Here is an 11,714-nt window from a genome sequence, read left to right as displayed (position 1 = left end):
AGCAACGCTACCTTGGTTGAGCGTATGCTCGCCTTCAATGCGCTGTAAGAAGACTTGATTGTTTAATGATGGGTTGGAAAATTGCACATGAAGTACGCGATTCTGTGCGACCAAACCTAAACTATCTAAAATTTGAAATATTTTATGGGACATCATTATTATAAAACTGAGTCATAATCATCGATATTTTATAAAAAACAGACAGAATTGTCTATTTATATAAATTAGCTTATCTTCCATGACTTAGATATTTTTTAGTTTAACTGAAAGAAAGACGGGCTATTAAATAATCTATAAATGCTCTCGTTTTGGCCGGTAAATTAGAGGTATGAGGATAAAGTAATTGAATACTTTGTAGCGGTAACGAAAAATCAGGAAATAATCGAATTAGGCGATTTTGTTGAATATCTTGATCAACTAACCATGCAGGACAAATCGCTACACCTAAAGATGAAAGAGCCATTTGATGAATTACAGTCACCGAGTTTGATTCATACTGACTTCGAATAAAAGGTAATGAATATTGCTCACCTAAACTGTTTTGCAAAATATATTGTGAATCTTGCCAATTTAATAAGGTGTGGCCAATCCAAGGAACAGCCGCTAAATCAGATATATTTTTTATAGGATGGTCTTTTATAAACTGCGGAGTAGCCACAAGATAAATTGGATATTCTCCGATTTTTCGAGTTTTTAAAGATGAGTTTTTTAAATTTCCTAGCCGAATAACCAAATCTAATTTTTCAGTCACTAAATCATCGAGAGATGAATTAAACGAATACTGTAAACGTAAATCTGGGTAAAGCCGACAAAAATCAGGCAGTAAAGGCAAAATGAAACGTTGGCCAAATTCATTGGTAGACGAAAAACGTAAAGTGCCTGTAATGCTTGTACCTAAGTGTTGGCTTCGTTCAAATGCCTCATCAATCTGGAGTTGGATTTGTTTAAAATCCTCATAAAAATGCTGACCAATTTCAGTTAATGCAATATTACGGGTATTGCGAATTAAGAGGCTTGTATTGAGCTGCTTTTCTAATTGTTTTATATCAATACTCACCATTGATCGGCTTAAGCCTAAAATTTCAGCAGCCTTGGTAAAGGAACCGGAATCAACGACTTGTAAAAAACTGGTAATTTGCTTGAGGTTTTTTTGCACAATTAAGCCAATTGTTTAAAATTATCAAACAATGATTTTACTTCGCTTGCATCGACAATAAAAGAGCTGGATCTTACCCTGCCTGCACGGAGGTAGGTATGTCTTATCGATATAAAATAGCAATAGTGTTTTTACTTGGGTTCTTTATTGATTGCATCAACATTTTTATGTCTGCAATTGCATTGCCTAATATTGCATCGTCATTTTCAGTTAGCCAATCCATGGTCGCTTGGGTAACAAATGCTTATATTCTCGGCCTCATTTTAATTATGCCCATGAGTTTATGGTTAGCCACCAAACTTGGGAACCAAAAGTTATTGTGTTATTCAATGCTGTTATTTTCGATAAGCATCTGTTTTATTGGCTTTAGCGAATCGATTTATAGCTTAATTTTTTGGCGATTTATTCAAGGCGTAGCTGGAGGCTTATTAATTCCAGTCGGACAAGCTCTCGTATATGCCTTATTCCCCAACCAAGAACGCCAACGCATTTCTACATTAATTATGGCAATTGCTTTAATTGCACCAGCTTTTTCACCTGCGATTGGGGGCGTGATTATTGATTCATTGAATTGGAGATGGGTGTTCTTATCTAACCTTCCTTTTTCTTTACTGGCAGCAGCTCTGGCATGGTTATGGGTTAAAAAAACCAAGAATGTATCGAGTGAAAAACCAGACGTAAAAGGCTTGGTTATTTTTAATATAAGTCTGTTATCTTTATTACTCTCCTTTTCATTCTATAGTGATTACCATAACGCCTCATTCGCTCTAATTAGTTTTCTAATTTCAGTTGGAATGCTTATTTTTTATATTCGATATGCGAAAAAAATTTCACATCCTGTTCTTAATCTTCAGTTATTAAAAAATAAAAATTTACGTAATGCATTTATTGTCTATTACGCCGTTCCGGGTATTTTTACAGGCGTTAATTTACTCAATATTTTTAATTTACAGCTTAACTTTGGCTTTAATGCAAAACAAACTGGTTTATTCATGTTGCTCTATGCAACTGGAGCACTCACAGCCATGATTAGTGGCGGCCTGCTCTATCAACGGTTAGGAAAAAAGTATCTTCTTGTTATTGGAATAACCCTACATAGCCTTGGCATATTTCTTTTATTTTGTATTTCAAACACTAGCCCTTTGAGCTTTTTAGTAATTGCTTATTTATTGATGGGTATGGGTGGCGGTCTAAGTGCCAATATTGCCCAAATTAGCTCATTGATTGATTTTTCAGGCCAAGATTTACAACAAGGAAGTGTGCTCTGGAATATTAATCGACAAGTTTCATTTAGTGTCGGTACTGTTGTTCTCATTTCGATTTATAACTTGATGTCTGGCTCAAGCGATCTGCTTCGCTATCAACATACTTTTTTAATTGCAGCTTTGCTCTGCTTACTTTCACTCATTCCCGTTTTAAAGGAGAAAACCCATGTCTAAACAAATGGATCAAGCCATTCAAAGTGTCATTGACCTACATGTTTTAATAGAAAATGTATTTACAGGAAAAAATGCAGAGCAAAGTCTAAGCCTGCTTTTAGATAGCTTTGATCAAAATTTTAAGATGGTAACGGTTCAAGGTCACAGCATTGGTTTCGCAGAAGTGAATAGTTTATTTAGTCAGAATATCGGAAAAAAACCTTCTTTAAAAATCGACATTATTAAGAGTACAGCTTTATACGAATTTGAAAATTATTGTTGGGTGCAATATCAGGAACATCAGCAAACTGATGAAACCGAAACATTACGCACTTCGACGGCCTGCATTAAAGTAGAAAGTGACAAATGTTATTGGGTTTATTTACATGAAACTTTAGTTCCCTCATCTTCTTAACTCATTTAGAGCACCTTAAAGATGGCACCTATTTTGCTTAACAATATTACGTTTTATGAAAATCGTAATACTGATCAAAATGGGGAGCTCTCGATATGGGTTATGTTGCAAAGGAATTTACGCGAAAGAACAAGCTGATTCTCAGTATTTGTTCTTTCGTTATTCCAATATGTCTTTGGTGCGCAATCAGTTACTTACCTTTTGTTTGGCATCCTCAAGTACAAATCACGAGTTCGGGAAGTGTTTCTTACTTACAAGTAGGAAGTCGCATTGATAAAAATGTGTTCTATCTCGAAGCACAAAATGCAGTCAATCGAAATTCTGCACCACCACAAGGTCTTTTGGTCAATCCGATTTATTTACCCGCTCCCCATGAGGTCGCTAAGGCTTTAATCACCGCCTTTACCACGCCACCAGAACAACCTGATTCCCCGTGGTTTCACCAAAGTTTATGGCACAGTATCAAACTGGTTTTTTCAGCCTTTTTTATCTCTTCCCTGATTGGGATTCCACTGGGTATTTTGTGTGGTTTTTCTAAGCGAATATCACTGTTAACAGAACCTTTTGTTGAGTTTTTCCGTTACTTACCAGCTCCTGCCTTTGGCGCACTTGCAGTGGCAATTTTAGGGATTAATGACGCACCTAAAATTGCCATTATTGTGATTGGTACGCTATTTCAACAAATTCTAATTATTGCCAATACCACCCGAATGGTTGATCGAAGCTTAATTGAAGCTGGCTATACGCTTGGCACCAATAAGCTCAAAAGTTTATTTCATGTAGTGATCCCTGCTGCCTTACCTGATATTTACCGTGATTTACGTGTGCTATTGGGTTGGGCTTGGACCTACTTAATTGTTTCAGAGTTGATTGGTACGACCTCGGGTATTACGTGGTTTATTACCCAACAGGCTCGCTATCAAAACTTTGACAATGTCTATGCAGCTATTTTGATTATTGGGGTGATTGGTCTGGTCTGTGATTGGGTATTAATGAAGTTAGGTGAGCGGATGTTCACTTGGAAAGTAGGAGCAAAATAATGAACGATTCAACATTTAACGCGCATGAATACTTTCAAAAAATTTATGAACGTCCTGTGATTTTAGAAGCCAAACAACTGAGCCAAGTCTTTAAGCATGGTCAAAGCGAACGCACTGTTTTAAATAAGCTCGATTTAAAAATCCATAAAAGAGAATTTATTTGTGTGATTGGCCCCTCTGGCTGCGGCAAATCGACTCTAAGCCGTGTTATTGCAGGTTTAGACCCATACCATAGCGGAGAAGTTTTAGTAGACGGCGAATGCATTACAGGCCCATGTCCTGAACGAGGCATGGTGTTTCAGGGCTATACCCTTTTTCCGTGGAAAACTGTAAAAGAAAACGTGATGTTTGGTCCGCAAATGCGTGGCGCTAGTCAAATGACAGCCGAAGCTCAAGCACGTGAATGGATCAATATTATTGGTTTAGAAAAATATGAAAATCAGTATCCACACCAACTTTCTGGTGGCATGAAACAGCGTGTTGCGATAGCTAGAGCTTTGGTTAATCAACCTAAAATTTTACTCATGGATGAACCTTTTGGTGCACTCGATCCACACACCCGTCAAAAAATGCAAAAGCACTTGATGGATTTATGGCAAAACATTGATATCACCATTATTTTTGTGACCCATGACATGGATGAAGCCATTTTACTGGCAGACCGAATTGTGGCACTCAAAGCCAACCCGGGTGAAATTAAGGAAATTATTGAAGTTAATTTGCCGCGTCCACGCTCACTCGACTTAATGAGCACCCCTGAGTTTAAACAGCTTCGTTCACGGGTAGATTATTTAGTTCACGCTGAAGAAGATGAGCTTGACCCTGCTTTACAAGACTTACCAAAAATACCGCGTATGACTCAGGTCAGTACAGAAAAATAAGAAACACATTAAAAAGCCCAAGTTCAACTTGGGCTTTTTTATTTACTAGGCTTATTTGAGCTGTTCTATGAGTGTTGGATAAATCAGCCCATCTACATTTTGTTCGGTTTTATAAATACCGTTTTCAACGTTAAATTTATTGACGTGATAAGTAGAGCCATAAATCGAGTCAAACCCTTCCGATTTAGCAAATACTTTCTTATTGGCATTGATATCTAATAGATGCGTACCGCTGACCATCAGCTCATATTGTTTTGGGTCGACGCCTGAACGGTTTGCCATGATTTTAACTGCATCGGCATGTGTTGCAGGGTCATTAATATATTTAACTGTTTTATCCCACACCTGAATGACTTTTTTCCATTCTTCTTGATGAGCTGTTAAATGGCTCATGTTGACTGTTAAGGTGTCATAAATTAAACCCGGCTTGTCTTTAGAGGTATAGATAATTTTAGAGCCTGCCACTGCTTTTAATGCCTGACCTGCAACAGGTTGCCAAACAGCAATCGCAGAAATATCTGGGCTATTAAACACTTGAGGTAATTGATTCGTCGCTGAATTTACCAGCTTCACCTCATTGGCTTTAATGTTATGGTCAGTTAAAGCTGTTGCTAGTAAAAGATGATCAACCAAGCCTTTTTCGACACCGATTGATTTTCCTTTTAGGTCTTGAATGGTGTTAATACCCTCTTTTGCAATAATGACATCATTGCCCGCAGAATAATCTGTTGCCATGATCATCATGCCTTGCGTACCACCCGAAGCTGTTACCAAGTTATCGCCATTGGTGACCAACACAGCGTCGAGCTGATTTGCGGAAAAGGCTGAAAGCGAAGCCGAATAATCAAACCATTTAAACGCTACATTTAGCCCTGCTTCTTTTAACCAGCCTTTTTCAATAGCCACTTGCCAAGCCACCCAGCCCGGCCAATCACTATATCCGATGGTAATTGGTTTTGTATTTGCAGCTGCCTGAGCGTCTTGTTTAGCCTCGGGCACTTTAGCGGTATTGTCACACCCACCCAATACAACTGCCGATAAAATAGATACGGATAACAACGCTTTTTTAATCATATAGAAACTTCCCCAACATTTTTACTAACAACACTTTGAGTGGTTTGATTGAGTGACTGTATATAGGCTCGCCAGCCTCCGAAATGGCTAATATCGGTTGCATCTTGAATGGCATACGCTTCACAAATAAAGCCTTTGACCCATGTTCCATCTTTTAGTTTCAGGTTCCCAATGCCAAGAGGTGCAGGTACTTCAGCCACAATGGCTCCAAAATTTGCTAATGGAACATCCCACACTTCAACTTCAATAGATGTCCCTGCTTCATCGAATTGCAGCCCCGGCTTTGGTGGCGTGGTATTTTTTAAGGCAAAGAGTTTATAAGTCTCTGCAGTCTGAGTTTTCTTAAGCAAAGTGGCATTGCGACTAGTCAGCTGAAAATTAAGCGGCATACCTGTTAAGTGCGCTCCCACTACAGCAAGCTGCACTGAATGATTCGAGTGGATCTCTATATTTTTTTGATAATGTTGAGCTGATTTACCTAAACTCAGTGATGTTTCGGCTTGCCAAAGTTGCGCAAAATTGGCCAGTGCCTGATCGTGCCAAGCTGGTGCAATAAAGGTTACGCCGCTTGGTAGGCCGTCATCATGAAATACATTAGGTAAAGCTAAAGCCGAAAGATCAGCAAAATTGACAAAGTTGGTATAGGCCCCCATGTGCGCGTTTTTAGTCAACGGGTCAGCTTCCACTTCAGCAATGGTGTAAATAGTTGGCGCTGTCGGAACCATCAAGGCATCAAAAGGTTGTAATGCCAAATTAATTTTTCGAGCCAGAACGGCGCGGTTATATTCTGCTTGAAGTGCATCTGTTGCCTTGAATTTATCTGCCTGCGCAATAATTTGAGCAATGACTGGATGAGCCTTTTCACGTGTTGTCATACGTTCAACGGCAACTGTTCTTTCCGCCACCCAAGCATCGTTATATAGTGCAGCAGCAAGCTCATTAAAGGCACTGAAATCAATACTCTCAACCTCATAGCCCAGTTTTTTTACACGCTCAATTGCAACTAAAAAGGCTTTTTCAGACTCAATGTCTCCATAAAACTCAAGCTGAGCTGGAATAGCAATTTTTTGTTTAGAAAATTGAGTTGGTACATTGGCTGGATGTGCTCGTGAATATTCATCTGTTTCATCGTAGCCCTGCATTAAATTGGCAACGGTCCACGCGTCATCAACATGCAGTGCAAAAATAGAAATGACATCAATGGTCCGACATGCAGGAATTAAACCTGTGGTAGAAAACCAGCCCTTTGTCGGCTTAAGGCCCACAATATTGTTATGGCCAGCAGGAACACGCCCTGACCCCGCCGTATCAGTCCCCAAACTAAAAGGAACAATGCCGTTGGCAACCACCACCGAAGAACCAGAGCTTGACCCGCCGCTGATATATTCAGGGTTAAAACTATTTTTTACTGCGCCATAAGGAGAACGAACGCCAACCAGTCCAGTTGCAAACTGATCAAGATTGGTTTTACCGACCACAATCGCCCCTGCTTTTTTTAGTTTGGCAACTACGGCAGCATCTTGAGTCGCTAAATATTCAACTTCTTTACAGGCGGCAGTAGTGTGAAAACCAGCAACATCAATGTTATCTTTAACTGCAAATGGCACACCGTATAGAGGTAACTCAGCAATATTCTGGTCTTTTAAAACATCAATTTGTGCCTGAATCTGGTTATTCGAAGCAATTTCAATCCATGCATGGTCATCATTTTTAATTTCTGCAACGTAACCTATCAAATCTTCAAGATGGATTTGCCCATTTTGATATGCTGTTTTCCAGTCTTGGATGGTCCATAAATTTTTCAACACGCTACTCCTCATTTAGTCATTTTGCTGTATAGGCGGCATGACGGCATCCATCAGTTCTAAATGCCCTTTAATCACCCCTTTCAGCACAATAAATTGCTGGCTAATTTGTCTGAGTTCAGAACTCGCACCCTGCATTAACATGACTTGCAATATCTTTTGTTGGTCGAGTTGAATATGAAGTGAACTAATCACCTGCGCTAAAAACTGTTGTTGTAAATCGACCAATTGATTACGCAAGGTGATTTGGCTAGCGTCATAAAGCAGCGTCAAGGTGCCCACCATGACTTCATTAGCCTGCGCCTGTTCTGCAATTAAGTGTTTATTAATCATGTCGACAATGGCTTGCGAGCGACTTTCATAGTTCTGCTCGACAATTTTTTGGTCGAGCGCGTTGAGTGTCGTTTCAGGTACAGTAATACTGATTCGAGCCAACTTTTGTTTTGCCACAGTCTTATCCTTTTGTTTTAGGCGGCTGATTGTTTTGCTTGATATATACGCCTGCACGTACGCTAAGCAATTCGACTAAAAAAGCTTTTAAAGTTGGCTTTGGTTGAACCACAGGTTTTACATCGTTCATATCTCACCTCTAGCTTAGTATTACCAAATTCAGTTTTTGTATTACTGATAAGAGATGCAGAAAATGTGCCAGTTTTTAAGCATCGTTTTGCTGAGCTTTATGGGTATTTATGAGTGATTTTTGGGCAAAAAAAAGCCCCATGCACAGGGATGGGGCTATCTCTTTTAATCCTTAGTTATGTTTCAATAAATCATTCTGATTAAAAAGGAATCCATCTTTAGGAGCCTCTATCTTTATATTATTTATTAAACTTTTAAAATCACTAATCGCTTTATTTGTATCATTACCTTCACCTTCATATGTCACTAAGATAACTCCTGCATTAGTACCTGATGAAGCACTGATAAGAAAACGTTTATCAAAGTCGGTTGTAAATACATTAGCTTGATAATTCATACCACTACTCAATGGAATATTAATATCCTCATTAACCAATGTTACCCCTTTCATTTTTACTAGTCCTTGTTTCGGAATTTGTAGCGAAGCAACCAGATATTGCATACCCTCTTCTATACCTTTGGGATAATATATTGAAATGATAACTGCCTGTTTACTCGCTTGTTTTATTGCAATTAGCTCTTCATTTTGACCTTTGCTAATATCCCACTGATCTTTTAGATTAACTACAATATTTTTATATTTTACTTCCTGAGCGTAAGCCGGTATAAGTAAATAAAAAAATAGAAATGATAGTAATAAAATTCTCTTCATAATAATTTCCTTTTTATTCTTGAAGTATAATATTGAATATAATTAATACAGTCTAATCTATTTAATAATTTAATTTTTAATCTTCAGATAGACTAATCAAACTATGAGCCCATACATATAAAGAATCTAAAACTGGCCTAAAAGTTTTTCCAAAATCTGTCATTTCATAGACAACTTTGATCGGTGCTTTTTCACCATAAACCGTTCTAGAGATTAAACCGCTTTGCTCTAACTGCTTGAGTTGAAGACTTAATGTCATTTCAGTAATTGTAGGAATGAGTTGCTTGATTTCATTAAAGCGTTTCGGCTTATCTTTTAAATAATACAAAATCACACATTTCCATTTTCCACCCACCAAGTCCATAGCCATACTGATATGACATGGATAAGTTTTTCCATTTACCGTGACTTCACATGTATTTTCAGTATTTGCCATTTTTAACACTACCTATCAACTTTGATAGTTATTGTACGCCAATACTATAAAAATTATAGTGACTATTATTTTTATAGTTTAAAGGCACTCTCATGGCTTTACTGATTTTAGCTCATCCCTACTACGCTCAATCGATTGCAAATAAAACGATTGTGAATGAACTCGTAAAAACCTATCCAGACCTTGAAGTCCGAGATATTTTCCAACTTTATCCAGACTACCAAATTGACGTGAGTGCTGAACAAGAAGCCTTATTACGCCACGACACGATCATCCTGCAATATCCAATGTTCTGGTTTAATATGCCGGCAATTTTGAAATTATGGTTTGATGAGGTCTTTACTTATCAATTTGCCTATGGCTCTCAAGGCGATAAATTAAAAGACAAAAAAGTCATTATTAGTATGACGGTCGGCCAAACTGAAGCCAACATGGTGAACGACCAAGAAAACTTAATCGATAGCTTTTTAAAAGCGGTTCAATATTCAATTCAATATACGCAAATGCAGTTAAGCGCCACTTACTTGCTTTATGACGTATCGCCTTTATCAGGTAACCCAGAGTCGAAAATTAAATTAGAAGCGGTTGAACATGGTCATAAAGTATTAAAGCATTTGACCGAAGCATAAGGTTTAAAGAGAGCATCGATATTGATGCTCTCTTTTGGGTTTATGCCACAGGTGCCAAGGTAAATAGCACTTGCCCTGTTTTTACAGTTTGCCCTTTTTCAATAGTAATGGTTTCGACCTTCATACGTTCGGGCGCAATAATTGGAATTTCAATTTTCATTGCCTCAATTACTGCAAGGGTTGCACCTTCTTCAACAATATCTCCCGATGCACATTCGATTTTCCAGATTGAGCCCGGCATGTGTGATTCGACCGCACAGCCTCCTTCAGGAATAACCACTGTTTCGCCTTCATCAACCGCATCTAGGCTTTCAGAGATATATTCTTGTAAACCTGCTTCGTGCCAACGGCGTCGTTCAGCCTCGAAATTGGCTTGTTGCATATCTTTAAAGGCTTGAATACTGTCTTGATGTGTTTTTAAAAACTCGTTGTATTCTTTTAAATTGAGTACGCCATCTTCGATGCAAAGTTGTAGTCGGCCTGCCTTAAAGTCTTCACGCATTTGCAGAAGTTCAGCCTCAGAAACTTCATAGAACTTCACTTGGTCAAAAAAGCGTAATAACCACGGTTTGCCATCTTCGAAGTCGGCATTTTTACGGTAACGACTCCACATTTGAGTGGTACGGCCAACAAACTGATAACCACCCGGCCCTTCCATACCGTACACACACATATAAGCCCCGCCAATACCGACGGCATTTTCAGGTGTCCAAGTTCGTGCAGGATTATATTTTGTGGTGACTAAACGTTGGCGTGGGTCGAGCGGTGTTGCAACAGGTGCTCCTAAATACACATCGCCCAAACCCATCACCAAATAGTTTGCGCTATAGACTACATCTTTAACCGCTTGCTTTGACGCTAAGCCATTAATACGACGGATAAACTCGACGTTATCTGGGCACCACGGCGCATCTGGACGAACAATTTGTGTGTAGCGCTCGGTGGCAAGTTGAGTTTGTGAATCTTCCCAAGCTAAAGGTAAATAGACAGTTCGTGAAGGCACCTGCATATTTTGAATATCGGGTAACTCGGCTTCTGCTTGCTGAAGTTTTTGTAAAAGCTCCAGTTGATCGAGTTGAATTGAATCAAAATGAATTTGTAGTGAACGGATGCCCGGTGTTAAGTCGATAATGCCCTGAATGTTTTGATCTTTGACCCATTGCATGAGTGCATGAATACGGAAACGTAAATTCAGATCAAGTACTAACTCGCCATATTCCACCAACAAATAGCTATTTCCTGCTGGTCGATAGGTTACGCTTGGTAAATCAGTTTCACCTTCTAAAGTTGCCAAAACAGCATCTTTTAAAGTGTCGGGTTCTGCTTGAATTGTTGGGCTGAAATCAATACGAGTTGTATCGGTCACAGTTAAGCTTTGATGATATTTTTGATCGAGTGCTTTTGCTTGCGCATAACTCACAGGCACAAATTTTACTTTATCACCTGCTTTAAGCTGCCCGATTTTCCAAAGCTCGGAATGGATGACCACCGCTGGGCAGACAAAGCCACCTAAGCTTGGACCATCCGGGCCCAAAATAATTGGCATATCACCCGTAAAATCAATTGCCC

At 38.9% G+C, this 11,714-nt stretch carries 14 protein-coding genes; 5 read left to right on the top strand and 9 right to left on the bottom strand.

Annotated elements, in window-relative coordinates; genetic code table 11:
* The coding region (locus UC75_RS19445) for a hypothetical protein (protein ID WP_228137192.1) at window positions 1-156 on the bottom strand (156 nt) is incomplete at its 3' end.
* A gap of 103 nt (window positions 157-259) precedes the next feature.
* Window positions 260-1,156, bottom strand: coding sequence for a LysR family transcriptional regulator (locus UC75_RS00615; RefSeq protein WP_049836354.1), 897 nt, complete (start codon window positions 1,154-1,156; stop codon window positions 260-262).
* Between the two features lie 98 nt (window positions 1,157-1,254).
* On the opposite strand from UC75_RS00615, the gene UC75_RS00610 reads away from it, so the two are divergent.
* From UC75_RS00610 to UC75_RS00595, 4 genes are all read left to right on the top strand, one after another.
* A complete protein-coding gene (locus tag UC75_RS00610; protein ID WP_049836353.1) occupies window positions 1,255-2,595 on the top strand; it encodes an MFS transporter in 1,341 nt (446 codons plus the stop codon).
* Window positions 2,588-2,989 (top strand): hypothetical protein, encoded by a 402-nt coding sequence (locus UC75_RS00605; RefSeq protein ID WP_049836352.1) that lies wholly within the window; start codon window positions 2,588-2,590, stop codon window positions 2,987-2,989. The genes UC75_RS00610 and UC75_RS00605 overlap by 8 nt, the downstream gene beginning before the upstream one ends.
* Window positions 2,990-3,084: 95 nt before the next feature.
* Window positions 3,085-4,029 carry an ABC transporter permease gene (locus UC75_RS00600; protein ID WP_049836351.1) on the top strand — a complete coding sequence of 315 codons (945 nt, stop codon included), beginning with the start codon at window positions 3,085-3,087 and terminating at the stop codon, window positions 4,027-4,029.
* On the top strand, window positions 4,029-4,910 hold the full coding sequence (locus UC75_RS00595; protein WP_001000088.1) for an ABC transporter ATP-binding protein: 882 nt from the start codon (window positions 4,029-4,031) through the stop codon (window positions 4,908-4,910). Before UC75_RS00600 ends, UC75_RS00595 begins: the two co-directional genes overlap by 1 nt.
* Before the next feature lie 51 nt (window positions 4,911-4,961).
* Here the strand turns inward: UC75_RS00595 and UC75_RS00590 are convergent, their stop codons facing one another.
* The 6 genes from UC75_RS00590 to UC75_RS00570 form a co-directional block, all read right to left on the bottom strand.
* Complete coding sequence (locus UC75_RS00590; RefSeq protein ID WP_049836350.1) at window positions 4,962-5,984, bottom strand: ABC transporter substrate-binding protein; 1,023 nt, start codon at window positions 5,982-5,984, stop codon at window positions 4,962-4,964.
* Window positions 5,981-7,792: an allophanate hydrolase gene (gene atzF, locus UC75_RS00585; protein WP_049836349.1), complete on the bottom strand. Its 1,812-nt coding sequence runs from the start codon at window positions 7,790-7,792 to the stop codon at window positions 5,981-5,983. Before atzF ends, UC75_RS00590 begins: the two co-directional genes overlap by 4 nt.
* A gap of 12 nt (window positions 7,793-7,804) precedes the next feature.
* Complete coding sequence (locus UC75_RS00580; protein WP_049836348.1) at window positions 7,805-8,239, bottom strand: CopG family ribbon-helix-helix protein; 435 nt, start codon at window positions 8,237-8,239, stop codon at window positions 7,805-7,807.
* Window positions 8,240-8,243: 4 nt separating this feature from the next.
* Window positions 8,244-8,369 carry a hypothetical protein gene (locus UC75_RS18490; RefSeq protein WP_001000625.1) on the bottom strand — a complete coding sequence of 42 codons (126 nt, stop codon included), beginning with the start codon at window positions 8,367-8,369 and terminating at the stop codon, window positions 8,244-8,246.
* Between the two features lie 171 nt (window positions 8,370-8,540).
* Window positions 8,541-9,080 (bottom strand): hypothetical protein, encoded by a 540-nt coding sequence (locus UC75_RS00575; RefSeq protein WP_049836347.1) that lies wholly within the window; start codon window positions 9,078-9,080, stop codon window positions 8,541-8,543.
* Between the two features lie 76 nt (window positions 9,081-9,156).
* On the bottom strand, window positions 9,157-9,516 hold the full coding sequence (locus tag UC75_RS00570; RefSeq protein ID WP_049836346.1) for a winged helix-turn-helix transcriptional regulator: 360 nt from the start codon (window positions 9,514-9,516) through the stop codon (window positions 9,157-9,159).
* A gap of 92 nt (window positions 9,517-9,608) precedes the next feature.
* Between UC75_RS00570 and UC75_RS00565 the strand changes: the two genes are divergently transcribed.
* On the top strand, window positions 9,609-10,145 hold the full coding sequence (locus UC75_RS00565) for an NAD(P)H-dependent oxidoreductase (RefSeq protein ID WP_009388792.1): 537 nt from the start codon (window positions 9,609-9,611) through the stop codon (window positions 10,143-10,145).
* 40 nt (window positions 10,146-10,185) lie between these two features.
* On the opposite strand, the gene UC75_RS19440 is transcribed toward UC75_RS00565, so the two are convergent.
* Window positions 10,186-11,714: carboxyltransferase domain-containing protein (locus UC75_RS19440; protein WP_228136976.1), on the bottom strand; the 1,529-nt coding region annotated here is incomplete at its 5' end.

Source organism: Acinetobacter sp. V2, from assembly GCF_001188385.1.
Taxonomy (GTDB): Bacteria; Pseudomonadota; Gammaproteobacteria; order Pseudomonadales; family Moraxellaceae; genus Acinetobacter; species Acinetobacter oleivorans.
The sequence above is the reverse complement of the archived record's forward strand: the minus strand, read 5'-3'. Positions and strand labels throughout refer to the sequence as shown.